The 19,115-nt window shown below is 54.6% G+C and carries 20 protein-coding genes; 8 read left to right on the forward strand and 12 right to left on the reverse strand.

What is annotated here, in order from left to right; translation table 11 throughout:
- Positions 1–86: 86 nt before the first annotated feature.
- The 5 genes from TH4_RS12735 to TH4_RS12755 are packed head-to-tail and all read left to right on the forward strand — an operon-like array spanning position 87 to position 5,987.
- The gene (locus TH4_RS12735; protein ID WP_197147460.1) at positions 87–1,085 is read left to right on the forward strand and encodes a tripartite tricarboxylate transporter substrate binding protein; all 999 of its coding nucleotides are present in this window, start codon (positions 87–89) and stop codon (positions 1,083–1,085) included.
- A gap of 44 nt (positions 1,086–1,129) precedes the next feature.
- Entirely contained in the window at positions 1,130–1,618 is a 489-nt protein-coding gene (locus tag TH4_RS12740) for a tripartite tricarboxylate transporter TctB family protein (RefSeq protein ID WP_064781406.1), read from the forward strand.
- The gene (locus TH4_RS12745; RefSeq protein ID WP_008891055.1) at positions 1,611–3,149 is read left to right on the forward strand and encodes a tripartite tricarboxylate transporter permease; all 1,539 of its coding nucleotides are present in this window, start codon (positions 1,611–1,613) and stop codon (positions 3,147–3,149) included. Before TH4_RS12740 ends, TH4_RS12745 begins: the two co-directional genes overlap by 8 nt.
- Positions 3,150–3,183: 34 nt before the next feature.
- Complete coding sequence (locus tag TH4_RS12750) at positions 3,184–4,866, forward strand: methyl-accepting chemotaxis protein (RefSeq protein ID WP_008891056.1); 1,683 nt, start codon at positions 3,184–3,186, stop codon at positions 4,864–4,866.
- A complete protein-coding gene (locus tag TH4_RS12755) occupies positions 4,866–5,987 on the forward strand; it encodes an AbrB family transcriptional regulator (protein ID WP_064781407.1) in 1,122 nt (373 codons plus the stop codon). Before TH4_RS12750 ends, TH4_RS12755 begins: the two co-directional genes overlap by 1 nt.
- A 27-nt stretch (positions 5,988–6,014) precedes the next feature.
- Here the strand turns inward: TH4_RS12755 and TH4_RS12760 are convergent, their stop codons facing one another.
- The 11 genes from TH4_RS12760 to TH4_RS12810 form a co-directional block, all read right to left on the reverse strand.
- On the reverse strand, positions 6,015–7,289 hold the full coding sequence (locus TH4_RS12760; protein WP_064781408.1) for an NAD(P)/FAD-dependent oxidoreductase: 1,275 nt from the start codon (positions 7,287–7,289) through the stop codon (positions 6,015–6,017).
- Between the two features lie 49 nt (positions 7,290–7,338).
- Complete coding sequence (locus tag TH4_RS12765) at positions 7,339–7,785, reverse strand: c-type cytochrome (RefSeq protein WP_064781409.1); 447 nt, start codon at positions 7,783–7,785, stop codon at positions 7,339–7,341.
- The gene (locus TH4_RS12770) at positions 7,785–8,885 is read right to left on the reverse strand and encodes a c-type cytochrome (protein WP_064781410.1); all 1,101 of its coding nucleotides are present in this window, start codon (positions 8,883–8,885) and stop codon (positions 7,785–7,787) included. Before TH4_RS12770 ends, TH4_RS12765 begins: the two co-directional genes overlap by 1 nt.
- Positions 8,869–10,131: a sulfite dehydrogenase gene (gene soxC / locus TH4_RS12775; protein WP_040824043.1), complete on the reverse strand. Its 1,263-nt coding sequence runs from the start codon at positions 10,129–10,131 to the stop codon at positions 8,869–8,871. The genes TH4_RS12770 and soxC overlap by 17 nt, the downstream gene beginning before the upstream one ends.
- Positions 10,132–10,258: 127 nt before the next feature.
- Complete coding sequence (gene soxB / locus TH4_RS12780) at positions 10,259–11,953, reverse strand: thiosulfohydrolase SoxB (protein ID WP_064781411.1); 1,695 nt, start codon at positions 11,951–11,953, stop codon at positions 10,259–10,261.
- Between the two features lie 118 nt (positions 11,954–12,071).
- A complete protein-coding gene (soxA, locus tag TH4_RS12785) occupies positions 12,072–12,932 on the reverse strand; it encodes a sulfur oxidation c-type cytochrome SoxA (RefSeq protein ID WP_143588717.1) in 861 nt (286 codons plus the stop codon).
- Between the two features lie 61 nt (positions 12,933–12,993).
- Entirely contained in the window at positions 12,994–13,320 is a 327-nt protein-coding gene (gene soxZ, locus TH4_RS12790) for a thiosulfate oxidation carrier complex protein SoxZ (protein ID WP_063089497.1), read from the reverse strand.
- Positions 13,321–13,340: 20 nt separating this feature from the next.
- Complete coding sequence (gene soxY / locus TH4_RS12795) at positions 13,341–13,796, reverse strand: thiosulfate oxidation carrier protein SoxY (protein WP_008891065.1); 456 nt, start codon at positions 13,794–13,796, stop codon at positions 13,341–13,343.
- A 19-nt stretch (positions 13,797–13,815) separates the two neighbouring features.
- Positions 13,816–14,277, reverse strand: a complete 462-nt coding sequence (gene soxX / locus TH4_RS12800; protein ID WP_064781412.1) for a sulfur oxidation c-type cytochrome SoxX — start codon at positions 14,275–14,277, stop codon at positions 13,816–13,818.
- Between the two features lie 196 nt (positions 14,278–14,473).
- Positions 14,474–15,091, reverse strand: coding sequence for a SoxW family protein (locus TH4_RS12805; RefSeq protein WP_064781413.1), 618 nt, complete (start codon positions 15,089–15,091; stop codon positions 14,474–14,476).
- Between the two features lie 10 nt (positions 15,092–15,101).
- Positions 15,102–15,836, reverse strand: coding sequence for a cytochrome c biogenesis CcdA family protein (locus TH4_RS12810; RefSeq protein ID WP_064781414.1), 735 nt, complete (start codon positions 15,834–15,836; stop codon positions 15,102–15,104).
- Positions 15,837–15,956: 120 nt separating this feature from the next.
- Here TH4_RS12810 and TH4_RS12815 point away from each other — a divergent pair, with 120 nt between their 5' ends.
- From TH4_RS12815 to TH4_RS12825, 3 genes are all read left to right on the forward strand, one after another.
- Positions 15,957–16,331: a hypothetical protein gene (locus TH4_RS12815; RefSeq protein ID WP_064781415.1), complete on the forward strand. Its 375-nt coding sequence runs from the start codon at positions 15,957–15,959 to the stop codon at positions 16,329–16,331.
- A 113-nt stretch (positions 16,332–16,444) separates the two neighbouring features.
- Positions 16,445–16,807, forward strand: coding sequence for an ArsR/SmtB family transcription factor (locus tag TH4_RS12820; protein ID WP_040823953.1), 363 nt, complete (start codon positions 16,445–16,447; stop codon positions 16,805–16,807).
- A gap of 110 nt (positions 16,808–16,917) precedes the next feature.
- Entirely contained in the window at positions 16,918–18,012 is a 1,095-nt protein-coding gene (locus TH4_RS12825; RefSeq protein WP_064781416.1) for a YeeE/YedE family protein, read from the forward strand.
- Between the two features lie 19 nt (positions 18,013–18,031).
- Here TH4_RS12825 and TH4_RS12830 read toward each other — a convergent pair whose 3' ends face one another.
- Positions 18,032–18,970, reverse strand: a complete 939-nt coding sequence (locus TH4_RS12830) for an MBL fold metallo-hydrolase (protein WP_064781523.1) — start codon at positions 18,968–18,970, stop codon at positions 18,032–18,034.
- Between the last annotated feature and the right edge of the window lie 145 nt (positions 18,971–19,115).

Below are 19,115 nucleotides of genomic sequence, written 5' to 3' on the forward strand. Positions count from 1 at the left end.
TCCCCTTGCTGGCGTTTTGTTCCATTGATCGGCTTGCCACTATTCGGGTGGCTGGGAAATTGCTTTAGTGTCTGGAGGAGACCCTGATGAACAAACTGTCGATGTTCTCGCGTCGCGGATTTATCGCAGCAGCCACGGCTGTTGCTGTTTCGACTGCTGCATTTGGTGCAATGGATGCCAAAGCTGCAGAAATCGACGAAATTCACTTCGTCATTCCAGGCGGCGCAGGCGGCGGCTGGGATGGCACGGCACGTGGTACCGGTGAAGCCCTGACCAAATCGGGTCTGGTTGGCACCGCATCTTACGAAAACATGTCTGGCGGCGGCGGCGGTAAAGCGATCGCCTACATGATCGAAGCTGCTGATCGTCTTGACAACACCCTGATGGTCAACTCCACCCCGATCATCGTGCGTTCGCTGACCGGTGTCTTCCCGCAGTCGTTCCGCGACCTGACCCCGATTGCAGCCGTTGTTGCTGAATACGCAGCATTCGCTGTTCCGGCCGACAGCCCGTATCAGTCCTTCACCGACGTTGTTGACGCGGTCAAAGCTGATCCGTCTTCGGTCAAGTTCGGTGGCGGTTCGGTCCGTGGCGGTATGGACCACATCGTTGCAGCCTATGCTGTTCAGCAGGGCGGCGGCGATGCCAAACAGGTAAAATACATTCCGTATGACGCAGGCGGCAAAGCAATCGCTGGCCTTCTGTCGGGTGAAACCGAAGTTCTGTCGACCGGTCTGGGTGAGCTGCTTGAACTTGCCAAGGCAGGTCAGGTTCGCATTCTGGCTGTAACCTCGAAAGAACGCGTTGAAGCTGCTCCGGACGTTCCGTCGCTCGGTGAACTCGGCATTGATGCTGAATTCGTCAACTGGCGCGGTTACTTCGGTTCGCCTTCTCTGTCAGCTGACAAAGCGGATGCCTATGCTGCGATCCTCAAGGACGTTCAGGCAACCCCGGAATGGGAAACCGTTCGTACCCGCAATGGCTGGGAAAAAATCTATAAGCCGCGTGCTGAGTTTTCTGCCTTCATGGAAAATCAGGAAAAGGTCGTTGGCGACCTGATGCGCGACCTTGGCTTCCTGAAATAAGCCGTTAATACACAAGTAAAAAGACCTCCGAAGGAAACCACGCCATGTCCATCAATCGCGACAAATTCGGCGCGCTGCTATTTCTTTGCCTTGCGCTGATATATGGCTTCTATGTCGATGACATCCCGCTGCTGTTTGGCGACGAGGATGCCCCGTTCAATGCCAGAACCCTCCCTAACGCCCTTGCATGGTTGCTTGGTGTGGTTTCCTTCATCCAACTGATACTGCCGACCAACAGAGAGGCCGGCAGTCTCGAACACGCTTTCCGCGGTCTTAAGTGGAAACGCGTTGTTATCCTGGCGGCACTGATGGTGTTTTATGGCCTGACCATCCGCCAGCTGGGCTTCCCGATTTCAACATCGCTCTTCCTTATGGGCGGTTTCTATACGCTTGGCGAACGCCGTCCGCTGGTTCTGATCCTGACGGCTGTCGGTGTCACGCTTGCTTTCTGGGGCTTGCTCTATGCCATGGGCATCTACCTGACCCCGGGCGATTTCTTCTATTATCTCGGTTGGATGTCAAACGATGCTTGAGGGAATTTTCTCCGGTCTTTCGACCGCTGTCATGCCGATCAACCTTCTGATGGTTGCGGTCGGCTGTTTCGCAGGCACCTTTATCGGGATGCTTCCCGGTCTTGGCCCAATCACTGCCATTGCCCTGATGATCCCGATCACCTACGGGTTTGATCCGTCCACCGGCCTTATTCTGATGGCGGGCGTGTATTACGGGGCAATCTTTGGTGGCTCGACATCTTCTATTCTGATCAACGCGCCGGGTGTTGCCGGAACGGTTGCGACCGCCTTTGACGGTTACCCGATGGCCCAAAAGGGCCAGGCTGGCAAGGCATTGGCCATTGCCGCCTACTCGTCCTTCTCTGGCGGTACGATTGCTGCAATCTTCCTGCTGGTCGCCGCACCGGCACTGGCATCAGTTTCGTTGTCGTTCCAGTCGGGTGACTATTTCGCATTGATGGTGCTTGGCCTGACGGCTGTGTCTGCCTTTGCTGGCAAGGGACAGGTTCTTAAGGCGATTACCATGACCCTGTTCGGGATCATGCTTTCGACCATCGGGACCGACCCGGCGGCTGGCGTTGCCCGCTTTACCTTTGGCAGCATGGATCTTGTCGACGGCATCAGCTTCCTTTTGCTCGCCATGTCGACCTTTGCCCTTTCCGAGGCCCTGCTCTCGATCCTGCGTCCGACCAAAGACACCCGGTCCGAGGAAGAAAAGGCCCTTAAAAGCCTGGGCTCGATGAAGCTGTCGAAGGAAGAAGTCAAGATCATGATCCCGGTCATTGGCCGTTCCTCGGTTCTTGGCTTCTTCACCGGCGTTCTGCCGGGTGCCGGTGCAACGATTGCATCCTTCCTTGCATACGGCATGGAACGCAATATTGCCTCGGCCAAGGAAAAGCTCGGCTTTGGCAAGGGCTCCATTCGTGGTCTGGCGGCGCCGGAAACCGCAAACAACGCTGCGTGTTCTGGTTCCTTCGTACCACTTCTGACCCTTGGTATTCCGGGTTCGGGCACCACGGCTGTGATGATGGGCGCGCTGATTTCCTATGGCGTTCAGCCGGGTCCGCGTCTGTTTGTTGAACAGCCTGACGTGTTCTGGTCCGTGATCATTTCGATGTATATCGGCAATATTGTCCTGCTGGTTCTGAACCTGCCGCTGATCCCGTATATCTCGCGTCTTTTGGCCCTGCCCCAGCAGCTTCTTGTTCCGTTCGTTCTGTTCTTCTCGCTGGTTGGTGTCTATCTGGTGACCTTTAACACCATGGACATCCACATGATGGTGATTGCAGCTGCAATCGCGATCGGCCTGCGTCTTTTGAACTATCCGATGGCGCCGATGCTGCTTGGCTTCATTCTTGGCAAGATGATGGAGGAAAACCTCCGTCGTGCACTAGCCATTAGCGACGGTTCCATTTCGTTCCTTTGGGAACGCCCGATCACGCTTGTGATCCTGTTGATCAGCATTCTGTTCCTTGCAGCCCCGTTGATCGGCAATCTGCGCAGCTGGTTGGCAAACCGCAAATCAGCGCTTCCCAATGATGGTGAACTCTAAGATCTGCCTCTGAGCGACGTGAAGGATATTGGTAATGCGGTTTCTTGATAATCTGTCGATTGGTCCCAAAACCCTTTTGGTTCCGGTCTTCCTGATGATCGTTATTGTCGCCATGGGGATTGCCACTGTGGCAACCCTTGAAAGCGAAAAAGACACCCTTACCAGCCTTCGCGTTGAAGCCTATGAACGGCGATCCGATGCACTAACACTCAGCAACGCCCTGAACGAGGCGCACGGATCGCTGTTTCGTATTCTGACCTGGGACTCCAACGGCATTAATGCTGCTGTTGTGCCCGATCTTCGCGAACAGGTCGCCAAACTCGAAGAAGAACTAGCCCCCCTTGCCCAGCGTCTTGCCGCTGTGGGTGGTGATGCCTTTACCGAGAACTATGCGAAATACATGGAACAGGTGAACCAGTTCCTTGTTGAAAGCGAAATGAACATCTATGGCGCGCTGGAAGTCATTGCCCAGGCTGATGAAACCTTCCAGGCCCTTCAGGCACCGCTTAACGATATCCTTGCCCAATCACATGAAATTGCCACCACATCGTTTGCCGATGCCTATGCGCAGGCCGAAGCCCTGCAGCGTGTCTTTGTCATCGTTGCACTGATTGTTGTGGTTGTTGCGGTTGTTGTGTCGGTCTTTGTCTCCCGGCGCATTTCACGACCCATGACCGACCTTGCCGAATTGATCGAACAAATTTCCAATGGTGATCTTGATGTGAGTGTTCGCGGCGGACAACGCGCTGATGAGATCGGCAAGGTCGCGCGCTCTGTCATGGTACTGCGGGATCAGTCCAAGGAGGCAGAAGTCCTGCGTCAGGAACGCGAACGCGTGCGTGGCCTTGAAAGACAGCGCCAGCAAAACCTTATCGACGCCACCAACCATTTCCAGCGCGTCGTTCAGGAAGCCCTTTCCGGCTTTGATCAGGAATTCAGTTCGCTCAACGGATCTGCCAGCGACATGGAACAGATCGCAACCCTTGCCAGCGCACGGTCCGCCGACGCAAACCAGCATTCCGAGCAGGTTCTTCATCACATCGAAGCTGTTTCCCAAACGACGGCAAGTTTGTCCGAAGCCATTGCTGAAATCGGCCAACAGGCCCAGAACTCGGCTGAGGTTGCCGGACGTGCACGTTCCGAAAGCGAACAGTCACGTGCCCTGTTTGAACAGCTGACCAACGCCACCCAACGGATCGGTGATATCGTCAGCCTGATCGAAGACATCGCCAACCAGACCAACCTGCTTGCCCTGAACGCCACCATTGAGGCCGCACGCGCCGGTGACGCCGGCAAGGGATTTGCCGTGGTCGCGGGCGAAGTCAAAAACCTTGCCTCCCAGACTGCACGCGCAACCGAAGATATCGCAAGTCAGGTCGAAGAAATTCGTGGCCTTACCGATAACGTGGTCAATGCCTTGCACGGTGTTGCCGATGTTATCGGCGAGGTGGACCAGTCGGCCGCTGCCATCGCTGCTGCCGTTGAAGAACAACAGGCCTCCACAGCCGGTATTTCTGACAGCATTCAGGATGCTAATGGTGGTATGCGGACCGTGGCCGAGGCGGTTGGTGCGCTGGATAACGAAACAGCCCGCGTCCATAACGGTTCGGCAAACGTAACGCGCGCCACCAGCACATTGAATGACGAGGCCACCAAACTGCGTAACGCAATCGATGGCTTCCTTGAACAAATCGAGAAGAACAAGGCCGAAGCATAATGAGGAAAACACCGGATGGTCGCTCAGGCGCCCATTGGATCAACCGACTTTCCGGTGTTTTGACACCCCAGTTTTTCAAAAAACTGTCGATTGCTTTGGGGATCGGCCTGATTGGCGGCTTGATCGCCCATTTCATCAATATGCCTCTGGCCTGGATGATGGGCCCGATGCTGGCCACGTTTGTCGCAAGCCTGCTGCGCGTGCCGATGGGTGTCCCGATGCAATTTCGCTCTGGCATCCTTGGCGTTATTGGTATTTTCCTAGGCGCATCCTTTACCCCCGATACCCTTGATCAGGCCGCAAAGTGGCCGATCAGCATGATCGCGGTTCTGTTGTATGTTCCGATCATCACATTCGTGATCACGTGGTTCTATTCCCGCATTGCCCGCCTTGACCCGGCCACAGCGTTGTTTTCCGCAACACCGGGTGGCCTGACACCGATGGTCGTTCTTGGGGCGGCTGCTGGCGGCAATGAACAGGAAATCGCCCTGACGCAGGGTTTGCGTGTTTTGCTGCTGGTGATGTCGGCACCCCTGATTGTTTTGATGATCACCGGCGTTGTAGCAAACGGCCATGGCGATAGCCAATCGGTTCAAATGACACTGAACGAAGGTCTTTTGACCGCCGGTTGCGCGATCATCACAGTTCTGGTCTTTCGCAAGCTGCGCATCCCGGCGGCCTATATGACCGGTGCGATGGCGGCTAGCATGGTGTTGCATGTATCGGGCATCGTCGAGGGTAACCTGCCCGACTGGCTTCTAGCCGGAAGCCTGTTGATCCTTGGTTCTGCCATCGGCAGTCGGTTTTCGGGCGTCAAGATCGCTGTCCTTGTCCGTCTTGCGGGCTATTCGGTGCTGGCAACCTTTGTTGTCCTGGCCTTCACGGGCGGGGTTGCATGGTTCGTATCGCAATGGCTGGATCTTGATTTCATTGCCGTATTGCTGGCCTTTGCGCCGGGTGGCGTTGCTGAAATGTCATTGATTGCGCTGGCCCTCAATGTCGAACCGAGTTTTGTCGCCTTTCACCATATCGTGCGCATTTTCGAAATCGTGTTGCTGGCGCCACTCCTTGCCAAGTGGTTTCAGCGCCACATGCAAAAGAAAGCCGCACGGCAAAATTAATCTGTTTCGGACGCTTCTCTCGTCTGATTAGCCAAACATGTCCTTGGTGATCCCGTCATACCAGGCAACAGATTCCTCAAATGTATGCCGGCGGACATCGGCACCTTCATCGGGTTGGCTGATAAAGGATGATGTGCTCGCGATCGCGCCGTCAACATTGCCATATTGCGCCCCGACCTTGATTCCGTCATTGGTTTCGACAAGGCTCCAGCACGTATTGAGATAACGCGCTGGAAAGACCCGCGTATCCATCAGATCCGCCATCAGATGCATCACCACCACTTTCGCCTGACTGTTGGCAGCAGATCCTGACTTCGGCATGGCGCCTGCAATAGACGCATCACCGATGACAAAGATTTTCTGATCGCGTTTGGACCGCATGCTTTCGGCATCCACCGGGCAGAAACCGCTGTCATCCGAAAGCCCCGCACTGATGGCAATGCTCCCGGCCTGCTGTGCCGGAATGATGTTGAGCAACGCACCGCTAAAGGTATCAAAATCGGTCTCTACCGTTCCGGCTTCGACATCGACACTCTTGATCCCCCCATGGATATTGGGCCCATACCATTCCACCATGCCCGGATAGTATTTCTCCCACCCTTCTGCAAACAGACCCTGTTTGGAGAATTTCTCTTTCGGATCAAGAACAACGATCGTGTAGTCAGTGAGCCCGCGTGCCTTAAGCGTATGGGCGATCATGGAAACACGTTCATACGGGCCCGGCGGACAGCGATACGGATTGGGTGGCGCTACCATCACCACCTGATCACCGTTTTTAAGGCCATCGATTTTTGATTTAAGTAATTGTGTCTGTGGCCCCGCCTCCCAGGCATGGGGGGCAATTTCCGCCAGCTCCGCCGAATATCCCGGAACACTATCAAATACCAGATCAATACCCGGTGACAGGACCAGCCGGTCATAGGGGATGGTTTCCCCGGTTGATGTGCGCACCTGCTGGGCTGTGCGATCAATTTCTTCTGCCCGGGCTGTCACTTTGCGAATGCCATAATCATTGATCAGACGATCATAGCCATGCGTGATCGACGCAAAATCGCGATAGCCACCCAGATACAGGTTGGAAAAGAAGCAGGTCGTGTATTTCTCGGAATCCTCAATCAGGGTGATGTTGATTGCCCCACCGGCCTTTTCCGCCAAATGACGGGCCACCGTCGCCCCACCTGCACCGCCGCCAACAATCACGACATTCTTGCGGCCTTGGGCACGCAAAATGCCCGGCATTGCCATGGCACCTGCACCGGCGCCGAGAAACTTGTTGAACGTTCGCCTTGTGACAATGCTCATTTTCTTGTTCCTGATCCGTTAATTAACGACGTTTCATAAACTCCAACCTCTACTCCTTGGTCGAAAAATAGGTCGCAAGCGCTGCCAATTCTTCCATACCAAGGCTTGCCATGATTGCCTGCATCACCGAATTGTCGCGCAGGCGGTATTTGTATTCCAGCATCGCCTCGACAAAATACTCGCGCGGCAATCCGTCGATCACCGGGATCGCATGATTGGCAGCTTGTCGCTGATGACACGTCAAACATTCTGTCGCCAGATAAGCGCCATAATCTGCATCACCTGGCATTGCCAACACCTGTCCGATGGCCTCACCCAATGGCATGTCCGGTGTCGTTTTCTCCGCACCGGACTCCGCAAACGAAAAGTTCGGGATCAAGAAGATCCCGAACGCAACACACAGCCAGATCTTATCAATGCCCAGCACCCGAAACACGCGCGCCGTCAAAGCCCTGCCACCATCCGTTTCATGATGTTTCCGGTGACAGTCACGCATTAATCGATCCCCCCGGCACCGTTTTCTTCATCGCCGTCCGGCGTAACATCGAGAACACGCGCGCGCATCACGATCTCAGCCGGACCATCGCCACAGTTTTCCATGCAGGGTTCAACATTGGTCGCGAAATTTGCCTCTTCCAAACGATCATCGGGATAGAAGTTCTCTTCGTTAGGCAACGAAATCTCGCTAAAGGTTTCATTGGATAACTCAAAGTCTTCTTCTGTGACAATGTCGTTCAAATACAACAGGTAAGCTGTAATTGCGTAAGTCTGATCCGCACTCAGCGACCGGGCATTGCCAAACGGCATTGCCCGATGGACATAGTCAAAAATCGTCGAAGCGAACGGCCAATAGGACCCGATGGTCTTAACCGGGCGATCCGCCGTCAGGGTATCAAAGCCCCCCGACAATACCGGCCAGCGTCCCTCGCCTTCACCAAACACACCGTGGCACACCGCGCAGTTTTCATCATAGAGCACGCCTCCATCTGCAACCGTACCGCTGCCAAAAGGTAGCCCGACACCGTCCGGACGCACATCAATATCCCACGCAGCAACTTCTTCGGGCAGTGCTTCGCGGCCAAGATGATAAACACCATGCTCAGGGATCACTGCATCTGCCGCATTCACAGCAGGTTCCGCCGTAGATGCGGTTTCCACAGGTGCTGCTGCCGGCGCAGAATCAGGTTCAGCTGCGGCTTGCTCTGCACTTTCCGAGAAGGTTGCCAGATAGGCGATCACATTGGCGATCTCGTCGTCTTTTTTCAGGCCGGCAAAGGCCATCTTCGTACCTTTGACATAGTCGCGCGGTTTCGCCAGATATTCAGTCAGGCTGTCGTGGTCCCAGACCAAACCTTCTTCGCCGGCCTTGGTCATCGCCTTGGAATATTTGAAATCCTCAAGCGATCCTGCGACACGCCCAAAGATTTCATTGAGCTCTGGTCCGACCTTGTTTTTGGCTCCTTCACCCACGGCGTGACAGGCAGCACATTTGCGGAAAACCTTCTCTCCTGCATCTGCATCTTGCGCGTTGGCACTGGTTGCCCATGCTGCGCCAAGCAGAACGATGCTTGCGGTAAACTTAAGAAACTTCGACATTTTCCGCCTCTCCGTTCGACTTCAGATACCAGGTCTGGATGCCATTATTGTGATAGATGGAGTTATCGCCACGCGCCGCCCGCAGGGCGTCCTTGGTCGGCTGGACGTAACCCTGTTCGTCAATGGCACGCGATTGCAGATAAAGCGGCGATCCGTCCCAGTTGAATTCGTAATAGAAACGATGCAGCGACCGGCTAAGGCTTGGTCCATCAATTCGGGCATGCTGCCAGTTGCGGCCACCGTCAATCGACACATCAACGCGCTTGATCTTGCCATGGCCAGACCATGCAACACCGGTAATGATGGTATGGCCGCGGCCATGGGTGATGGGGGCCTGCGGGCTTGGATTGGTGATGACCGATTTGACATCCATTGCCCAGGTAAAGCGCCGTGCTCGGCCATCAGGCATAAGATCGGTGTATTTCGACGTCTCTTCGCGGAGCTGCCATGGCTTATCGCCGACCTCGATCCGGCGCAGCCATTTCACCCACATATTGCCTTCCCAACCCGGGACGCACAGACGCACCGGATATCCTTGTTCGGGACGCAAGGCCTCGCCATTCATTTTGAAAGCAACCAGGCAGTCATCAAGCGCCTTTTCAATCGGGATCGAACGACCCATACCCGATGCATCGGCACCTTCGGCCAAGATCCATTTTCCGGCTGGTTTAACACCGGCTTCTTCCAAAAGTGTCCGCAGGCGAACGCCGGTATACATCACGTTATGCAGCATACCGTGGGTAAACTGGCAGCCGTTAAGCTGCGCGCCACGCCACTCCATGCCAGAGTTCGCCGCACATTCAAGGAAGTAGACCCGGTTTTCACGCGGGAAGCGCATCAGATCCTGCATGGTAAAGACAAGCGGCTTGTCGACCAGACCATTGATCATCAGGCGATGCTCAGCCGGGTCCACTTCGGCGACCCCGCTGTGATGACGCTCAAAGCAAAGACCATTTGGCGTAATGATGCCGTCAAGTTCATGCAACGGCGTGAAGTTGATCGACGATATCGGATCGGCGGTCAGCCATGGCACATCGCGACGCACGACATGGGCTTCAAACGGTGATGGCACACCATAGGGTGCGGCATCCACGCCCGGACCGGAATACTGGTTCCAGTCCTTGAGTTCCGTGATCGCCGGATCCGGGGTTCCGGCCGCCAACGCAGCACCGCCACCAATTGCGGCAACCGCCGCCCCACCAGCGGCTGTTAAACCACCCTGAAGAAAGCTGCGCCGACTTGGCACAAAATTCTTATCTTTTTGAGGTTGTTTGGACATGGCTCTTGGTGCCCTCCCTACACATTCGAAATTTTATATATATTGAGGCGAAAAATGCCCTGCCCGGTGATTGGAACCGGCCAGGTGATTTCGCCTAGTTCATTCCAATCACTTTCACGGTGTCATTGCGTGGAATATCAATGACCTTGTGACGGGTGATGTAGTTTTCCATCAGATCGTAGACCGCGGGTCCTTCAACGCCTTCGTTGACGGATGCCCAACCGGCGACGACATAACTGCGATCCGCTTCAATCGGCTCGCCAGTCTTGATCATGGTCATGTTCGAGATACGGTTGCCGATGCTTTCCTTGGGTGCGCAGCTATAGGCCATGCCACCGACACGGACCATGTCACCCCCCTGTTGGAAGAACGGATCCTTGTTAAACAGGTTGTCACAAACATCCTCGAGGATTTCTTTGATCTGCGTACCTGTGAATTCCAGACGATAAACCGACGGGTAATTCATGCTGGTCTGGTTATAAAGATCATCGATGGTGATATCGTCACCCGGAAGCAATGTCGTGCCCCAACGGAAGCCCGGGCTGAATGCCAGTTCCGCATCTCGTTCTTCCATGATCCCCTGACAAATCAGGTCATCCCAGGTGCCGTTGAAATTACCGCGGCGGTACAGCAAACCAGATGTCTTACCGATGACGCGATTGCACTCCACCTCATAAGGTGCACGGACCTCGTCAATCTTGGCGGCCATTTCCGGATCGGGATCAATCACATCCGAGAACACCGGAATAAGTGCAGAATTATAATTGGTTACGCGCCCATCTTTAACTTCCAGATCAACGCGCCCCAGATATTTGCCGTGTGAACCCGATGACAAAAGCAATGTATTGCCGATCTTGATCGCCTCTGGCACGGCATCATGGGTGTGGCCTGTCAGGATGACATCAATGCCGTTCACAACAGTTGCCAGCTTCTGGTCCACGTCAAATCCGTTATGCGACAACAGGACGACCACAGCGGCCCCGGCCTCGCGCGCGGCGTCGACATTGGCCTGAATGACTTCCGGGCGAATACCAAACGACCAGTTCGGGATCATCCAGCGCGGATTGGCAATCGGGGTATATGGCATGGCCTGCCCGATCACCGCGACCTTATGTCCGCCGGTTTCATAGAACGCGGTATGCTCGAAAACCGGTTCATCCCATTCTGTGTCAAAAACGTTGCTAGCCAAAAATGGATAACCGAGATCATCAACGATCTCCTTGACCCGGTCTTCGCCAAAGGTGAATTCCCAGTGCCCGACCATCGCATCAGGCTTGAGCAGCTTCATGCAATCAACCATGTCCTGCCCATTGGTCTTGAGTGACGTATAGGACCCCTGCCAGGTATCGCCACCATCAAGGAACAGAACGTTGTTATCCCCGCGTTCCGCACGGATCGCCTTGACCAGCGTCGCGGTGCGATCAAGACCGCCAAGCCGTCCATAAGTCCGCGCCATATCGACATAATCGACCATGGTGTGCGCATAGGCGAGAGGACTGCCGCGCTTAATCCCGAAGTGGGACAGGAATTCCTCGCCAACAAGATGCGGCGGAATGCCTTCAAACGCCCCGACACCGTAATTTTCTGATGGCGGGCGGAAATAGACAGGCTTTAGCTGGGCATGAACATCGGTGAAGTGCAAAAGCGTAATGCTGCCTTTGCTGTCAAACTTCAAAATGTCGTCCTGGGTCAGACGCTGTTGGGCAGCCACACGGGTCAAACTACCCATATAGCCGGTCGCTGCGGTGGTCACAGCTGCCCATTGTAAAAATTCACGGCGCGAAAACATTTATTGGTGGCCTCCGGGCAATATTCACCTGTTCGGCAACGCGGCCGAGGCATTTAAAGGAAGAAAGGCGGGGCAACCGGGAGGATAATCCAATCACCCCTGTAGTAACTTTTGAGTCTTATTGACGAACTGCCGGTGTCTCGACGGACAAGCCGGTCCCACGCCAGGTCACATAAACCTCAAGCGCCATCAGTTCGTCAGAAAATGCTGCGGGGAATTCCGCACGGGTATCGCGGATGCAACCGCGGAAACGGTTATGCAGTGACACCAAGCTGGCCTGCTTCAGGCGATAGGTCGGGAACCCGTTGACATTGCCCTGACTGAGATGGTCGGCGCGAATGTAGTTGCCATTGTTCTGTTCATGACAGGATGCACAGGACAGATTGAGCTGCCCGGTCCGGGTGTAATAAAGCTCGTTGCCCTTCTCCCACCAGCTCTGCATGTGCCCTTCGGCAAGATCGATGGCAACCGGCGTGCCCAACGACTGATGTTTGACATAGGCGGTCAACGCCTTCTGTTCAGGGGCGTCAAACTTATAGGCCTCTGCCCCCATCTCTTCAGTGCGGCACTTGTTGATCTGAAGTTCCACATTGATCGGGCGGTTGGATGCTTCATCCCATTTCGGGAAGCTTGCCCCGACACCAGCCATGCTTTCCTCGGCATCCCCGTGACAGGATGCACAGGATTTACCAGCACTTCCGTCAACCGTATTCCAAAGATCCGCACCATCCTGCACTTCAAGCATTCCGGGGTTTTCAAAGGTATCGGTTTCCAAAAGACGCGTTTCTTCGGTTCGGTACAGCCAACCTGACAGCACCTCGTCAAGCGGGTGCCCCTCTGGCGGTGCCGCCCGGGTGATCATCTGGATTTCGCCGTCAATGACGAGTTCTTCGTCAACCGGCCCACCGGCAAACGCAATCCCCGGGACAAGTGCGGTCATGGCAACCGCAGCAGCTTTGGCTATGATTTGGTTTCTCAAGACATTCCCTCCCGATACAGTGGCGGGCCCGTGATCACCTGGATCAAGGACCCGTCCCGAATCATTTTATGGCGATCTTGTTTTCAGTCTCGTAGACAGAACCGTCATCATCCAACCAGCTGAACTTGAATGTTCCAGCCTCGTTAACCTTGGCGGAAAACTCGATATAGGGGTTGGCGGAAATTGCCGGCTCGAGTTCACAGGAAAACACAGGCTTGCCGTTGAATTCACAGGTGAACTTGTTGATGATCTGGCGCGGGATGAGATTGCCATCCTTGCCCTTGCGCAACCCTGATTCCATCGGATGGTTGATCAGGGTCTTGATGGTGATGATCTCACCAGCCGATGCGGATTTCGGCACTTTTACACGCGGCTTGATATTGTCCATTTGACTTTCTCCCGATCCGATCAGCCGCCGCAACCACCGATGGTCACTTTGACTTCTTTTTTATCCATGAAAACCTGCCCCTTGCTGGTCTTTGCGACCGCAACCACATTCTGGGTTTTCGCAAGACGCATGCGGGTTTTCGCTTCGGCTGCACCGCTCATCGGCGTGAAGTGGAATACAGCGACATCCGGGTTGGGGTTGCCTTCGGCATAGATGACAACCGACTCAACGTAATCGTCATCCGTCATCGGGCTTGCCACAGACACCTCGATCGGTACGGTGTTGCCGTTTTCGGCAATTTCCGGCGTCGTCAGGGTCAGGTCACCACCCATCGCGGGTTCTTTACCACCGGCAAAGTTTTTGATGCTTTCGGCTGTGGCTTCCGGCGTGGCAGAGGCGGACAGCGAGAAGCCGAACACTCCGGCTGCAGCTGCACCGACCGATGCACAAAGCATTTGGCGTCGTGTGAGATTCATCTTGGTTCCTCGGTGGTTGTTATTCTTTGAGCGTCGCCAAATAGGCCACGACATCTTCAACTTCCTGCGCGGTCAGGATTGTTTTGCCGACCAGATCTTCGCGGACATTGATGCCGACATTCAGCGAATAGAAACCCGGCATAACCGTCTCTTCGGAAAAAACTTCTTTGGCATCAGCCACGATGGCGCGAAGTTCGCCCTCGCTCCAGCGGTCGGCAGCACCATCAAGCGGCGGCCCGACTTCGCCGTGGAACAGCTGGTCGCTTTGATCTTTGACGGCGTGACATGCCAGACAGTTGCCAAGGCTACGATTGGCAAAGACCTTACGCCCGTTTTCCGGGTCCCCCGGCTGGCTGGTCAATGACTGGGATACGGACATGTCATCGAATTTGACATCGGCAGGTGCAAGTGCATCAGCTGCGGCAAGGGCCGGAAGGCCAACGATCAGGCACGCAAGAAAGGTTCTTGGTTTCCAAGACATGGCGTTGTGGTTCCTCCTGTGACGATGCCCCTGCCCTCTGTGTGGCATATGAACATCCCCGGTCTGACATCTGGCGGCTCTGACGGCGCCTTTAGTTCAAGTTATTCAAACTCAACTTTTAATTCAACACATAAATATGATATTTTTAATGTTTCATGTGCTGAACTATTAATTATGCATGCATTCCAAGGGGTTGTTACTGCCCCAATCGCCCCTCTTCCTGAAGCTTCTGTATGATGCGGGCATGATATTTCTGGAAGTGCTCGTCGGTTTCGTAGCCCTTCTCGTTTACCCAGCGAAACATATTCAGGAACGTCCATTTGCCAAACGCACCGGGCATGGTCGCAACCGCGGCCTCGGCGGCATTTTTGCCGTCTTCCGGTGCTTCTTCAGGCAGAAAAACGATGGTCGGTGTAAAGACGTACCCCCACTTGCGGGCGGCGGTTTTCTCGCTCAGTACGTCACCATCAAGATCAATCACTTCTTCGTCGCCAAACATGTTGTACTGGACGACCTTGAAGTTCTCCTTGATGTAGTCGGATACCTCTGGATCGCTCAGCAGTTCGGTATGCATCTTGGCGCAATAGATGCAACCGCGCTGTTCAAAGATCATCACCAGACGCTTGTTTTCATCCCGGGCGGCCGCGATATCGTCGGCAATGTCACGAAATGTGATGGAAAACCAGTCTTGCTTGTGCAGACCATCTTCGCCCACGGTTTCCGCGTGCGATCCTTGTGACCAACTCATTACCAGCAAACCGGCGACCAGATATTTTGCCAAAGGCACTCCACGCAACAGATGACGCATATTCATGACGCAACTCCTATCCGAGGGTCGAAAGCGAAGGGAAAGTCTCAAGCAACCATTGGGCGATGGCCGACATCTGCCCGGTCATGAACAAGATACCGGTCAACACCAACAAGATCCCCATCGCCCGCTCAACAGTGTGCATGTATCGTTTGAATTTTCGGGACCAGCCAACGAATTGCCCAGCGAAAAGCCCCGCCAGCGCAAAGGGCAAACCGATTCCCAGCGAATAAACCGCAAGCAACCCTGCCCCGCGCAATGCCGTGCTTTCCGCCCCGGCAACAAACAGGATTGCGGCCAATGCTGGCCCCACGCACGGTGTCCAGCCAAAGGCGAAGGCAAGCCCCATCACATAGGCCCCGACAAGCCCCGCCGGCTTTTTCGCCACATTGACCCGCGCATCGCGATACAAAAGCGATATCCGGAACACCCCCATGAAATGGAGGCCCATGACCGCAATCATGATCCCGGCAATGATCGATAAAATGTCAAAATAGCTGGCCAGTGACTGACCAATGACGCTTGCCGTCGCACCGAGTGCGATGAAAATCGTGCTGAAACCCGCGACAAAGGCCAATGCCGTAAAGAACACCTGGCGTGACTTCGCACTTGCGACCGCACGATCATCAAGATCCGCTACACTGACCCCTGCCAGATAGGCAAGGTATGGTGGCACAATCGGCAAAACACAGGGCGTAAAGAACGACAACACCCCCGCAAGGAAGGCTGCGCCGAAACCAATATCGAGCAATTCATGTTCCTCCCGGCGCTGTGGGTATCTGATTTTGGAATTTGTTTATCAGCGCCTGTTCAAAGAATAGTATTTTTCATATATATAATTCAATCATAACTTTATGTAGAATTCAGACATATGGAAAAACCGCACATTTCCGGGACATCTCGGTTCATTCTGGCCATGATTTTCGCATCACAGATGTGGATTGGCTCTTCATTGGCGACCGAGTTGCTGATGCTTGAACAAAAGGGATGCGCATGGTGTGTGCGTTGGCATCAGGAAATCGGCGAAGCCTACCCCAACACCGATCAGGGTAAACTGGCCCCTCTTCGCCGTGTTGATATTCATGAATGGCCCGACGACCTTGATCACATCGCGCGTGAACGTGTTACACCGACATTCGTGTTAATCAGCAACAACCGGGAAATCGCCCGTCTGCGTGGTTATCCCGGCGATCATTTTTTCTGGCCGATGCTTGACGAGATGCTCTCGCAATTGCCGAACGATTAGGAAAACTGTATATTCGGTTTGAAGCACAGTATCCAATCGTGTATTGACCTGGATGTCTGGTATAATCGGACATCTAATGGCTTTGGCCCTTTAACCGACGAGCACAGCAAACGATGGCCCTACCACGTTTCAAGCAAAACATGGACTCGACCGAAGCCGAAGCTCTCCTCAAGCAGGCGCGCAAGGCCAGCGAGATGCTCAAGGCGCTGTCTCATGAGACACGCTTGCTGATCCTTTGCATCCTGCAGGAAGGCGAAAAGTCGGTATCCGATCTCGAAGAAATTCTGTCCATGCCCCAGGCTGTTGTATCCCAACAACTGGCACGGCTTCGCATTGATGGTCTGGTCTCGGCCCGCCGCGAAGGCCGCATGATCTATTACCGCATTGTCGATACGGAAATGGCGACCATCATTGGCACGCTTTATGACCTGTTCTGTGCCCCGGTCCGCGACGAAGAAAAAGCCGCTGCCGAATAGGCGACAACTGCTGATCGAAAAAGCTTCCTTGAATTAGAACAGAAAAAACGTCACGATTCCGCCGACGCCTTGGCAAAAAATTACAATCAACAAGGCGGGAGGAAAACGTCATGCTGGGTTTGGATAATCCCTGGGCCCTGCCGCTTGTCGGTGTTTTGACCGGCATTGTGGTGGGATTTGTCGCCCGTCGACAACATTTCTGCACGATGGCAGCCCTTGAACGCTATTGGTTTGCCGCCAACAGCATCGGTCTGCGCGCATGGGTGTTGGCGGCCATCACCGCACTGATTTGTACCCAAACGTTTATCGCCCTTGGCGTTATCGATCTTTCAAACAGTTTCTACATCACCCCGACCCTGCCGATTGCAGGCAGCATTCTGGGCGGGCTGATGTTTGGCTTTGGCATGGCTTTTGTCGGCACATGCGGATTTGGCGCCATCATTCGCTTGGGCGGTGGCAATCTGCGTGCGCTGGTCGTCCTGACCGGTGTCGGACTGGCAGCCATTGCTGCCCTTCGCGGCGTAACGGGCCATTTTCGTGTCTGGTTTCTTGATCCGCTGTCGATTGAGTTCACCTCAGCCGGATCGCAATCGATTGGCGCGATCGCATCACACGCCAGTGGACTTGATCTGCACTATCCAATCGCCCTGCTGATCAGTGCCATCGGGCTTTGGTGGGTCTTTCGCAGTTCTGATTTCCGTGCGGAACGCGCCAAGGCGCTTGGCGCCATTACAATTGGTGCCTGCATATCGCTTGGTTGGGTCTGGACAACAAGCTTCGCAAAATATCGCTTTGTTGAAACCCAGATCGAGGCAGGATCCTTTGTCACCCCGGTTGGCGACACGATCATGCAGATCATCACCGTTACCGGGGCCCTGCCCGATTACGGGGTCGGATTGGTGATCGGTGTGTTTCTGGGTGCTGCACTGGCGGCCTGGAAAAGCAACGACATGCGCTGGGAAGCCTGCGATGACGCTCGCGAACTTGGCCGCCACCTGCTGGGTGCATTCTTGATGGGAACTGGCGGCGTTTTTGCCCTTGGCTGCACCATCGGCCAAGGTGTCAGCGCGTTCTCCACTCTGGCAATTTCTTCGCCGATTGTAATGATCTCGATTGCCATCGGCGCGCGGGTCGGCCTTGGCGTCCTTCTTGAAGGATCACCGTTTGGGTTCCTGCGCGCAATATCGCTGCGCAAGCACGGTTAAACCAAAACCCACGCAGCAATTATCCCGCCACAACAAACCGATATGCCGGACCTGCCCGCTCGATCACGCCAAGGCCTGGATGCGGCATGTGAAAGCCGATAATCCGCGATCCATCGGCGGCAAGCCGATCGAGCAGCATCTTGCGCGTGGCAATGCCCTTTTCGGCATCCTGATCAGATCCGCTTGGCCATTCTGGATGGATCAAGGAGACGGCAACATTGGTAATGGCATCGCCCACCACAAGTGCGCCGTTTGATCCGTCATGGATCATGAAAGATGTATGCCCGGGTGTGTGACCGGCAGTATCGACTGCCTCGACACCGGGTACCACCTCTGCGTCATAATCGAACAACTCGATACGATCCTCAAGGAAGGCCATGCGGTTGCGCGCCCCGACCACAAAGCTTTTGCGCGCGTCGGGCGTTTTTTCAAGCGTATCCTCGGCCTGCCAGTATTCCCACTCGATCCGGTTCATGTGATAGCGCGCGTCGGCAAAGATCAATTCGTCGAAATCATCAATCAGCCCCCACAGATGGTCGGGATGTGCGTGCGTAAAAACAATATCGGTCACTTCATCCGGGCTGACACCGGCCGCATCAAGGTTGTCCATAAGCTTGCCGGCTGACGGCATGAAATTCGGTCCGGCGCCGACATCAAACATCACCACCCGATCACCACGGTGCAAAACGGTGATGTTGCAATCGGGCAGCAACGCATCCGTTGGCTGCCCTTCGGCCTTAAGCAACGCTACCAGTTCATCCTGTGAAACGTCGGGAAAGGCAAAAGATAACGGCAACATCAGATTACCATCCGATATGACCGTGATGTCTGACACACCAAGTTTCAGGGAACCAAGCGCTGACGCAGCGGCGGGAAACAACCCGGTTGCCCCCATACCCGCCAGTGCCAACGAAGATTTCAGAACATCACGACGAGACCAGGAATTGCTTCCAGACATTGCATCCTCCACATATATGTTTTTTTGAATGAATGCACTCATGGTTGATTTGGTCAACCTAAAAACATACCAAGCGGAGTTTTCAACGCGCCAATAGCCCCGGATGCCGCACCAAACCCCGGGTAAGACGCCTAGGTAACGCCGT

Origin of the sequence: Thalassospira tepidiphila MCCC 1A03514 (assembly GCF_001662875.1) — a bacterium.
Classification (GTDB): Bacteria; Pseudomonadota; Alphaproteobacteria; order Rhodospirillales; family Thalassospiraceae; genus Thalassospira; species Thalassospira tepidiphila.

What these genes read in the sequence shown, in the direction of transcription:
- TH4_RS12735 (WP_197147460.1), top strand. Translation starts at nt 87, where the DNA reads ATGAACAAACTGTCGATGTTCTCGCGTCGCGGATTTATCGCAGCAGCC.
- TH4_RS12740 (WP_064781406.1), top strand. Translation starts at nt 1,130, where the DNA reads ATGTCCATCAATCGCGACAAATTCGGCGCGCTGCTATTTCTTTGCCTT.
- TH4_RS12745 (WP_008891055.1), top strand. Translation starts at nt 1,611, where the DNA reads ATGCTTGAGGGAATTTTCTCCGGTCTTTCGACCGCTGTCATGCCGATC.
- TH4_RS12750 (WP_008891056.1), top strand. Translation starts at nt 3,184, where the DNA reads ATGCGGTTTCTTGATAATCTGTCGATTGGTCCCAAAACCCTTTTGGTT.
- TH4_RS12755 (WP_064781407.1), top strand. Translation starts at nt 4,866, where the DNA reads ATGAGGAAAACACCGGATGGTCGCTCAGGCGCCCATTGGATCAACCGA.
- TH4_RS12760 (WP_064781408.1), bottom strand. Translation starts at nt 7,289, where the DNA reads ATGAGCATTGTCACAAGGCGAACGTTCAACAAGTTTCTCGGCGCCGGT.
- TH4_RS12765 (WP_064781409.1), bottom strand. Translation starts at nt 7,785, where the DNA reads ATGCGTGACTGTCACCGGAAACATCATGAAACGGATGGTGGCAGGGCT.
- TH4_RS12770 (WP_064781410.1), bottom strand. Translation starts at nt 8,885, where the DNA reads ATGTCGAAGTTTCTTAAGTTTACCGCAAGCATCGTTCTGCTTGGCGCA.
- soxB (WP_064781411.1), bottom strand. Translation starts at nt 11,953, where the DNA reads ATGTTTTCGCGCCGTGAATTTTTACAATGGGCAGCTGTGACCACCGCA.
- soxZ (WP_063089497.1), bottom strand. Translation starts at nt 13,320, where the DNA reads ATGGACAATATCAAGCCGCGTGTAAAAGTGCCGAAATCCGCATCGGCT.
- soxY (WP_008891065.1), bottom strand. Translation starts at nt 13,796, where the DNA reads ATGAATCTCACACGACGCCAAATGCTTTGTGCATCGGTCGGTGCAGCT.
- soxX (WP_064781412.1), bottom strand. Translation starts at nt 14,277, where the DNA reads ATGTCTTGGAAACCAAGAACCTTTCTTGCGTGCCTGATCGTTGGCCTT.
- TH4_RS12805 (WP_064781413.1), bottom strand. Translation starts at nt 15,091, where the DNA reads ATGAATATGCGTCATCTGTTGCGTGGAGTGCCTTTGGCAAAATATCTG.
- TH4_RS12815 (WP_064781415.1), top strand. Translation starts at nt 15,957, where the DNA reads ATGGAAAAACCGCACATTTCCGGGACATCTCGGTTCATTCTGGCCATG.
- TH4_RS12820 (WP_040823953.1), top strand. Translation starts at nt 16,445, where the DNA reads ATGGCCCTACCACGTTTCAAGCAAAACATGGACTCGACCGAAGCCGAA.
- TH4_RS12825 (WP_064781416.1), top strand. Translation starts at nt 16,918, where the DNA reads ATGCTGGGTTTGGATAATCCCTGGGCCCTGCCGCTTGTCGGTGTTTTG.
- TH4_RS12830 (WP_064781523.1), bottom strand. Translation starts at nt 18,970, where the DNA reads ATGTCTGGAAGCAATTCCTGGTCTCGTCGTGATGTTCTGAAATCTTCG.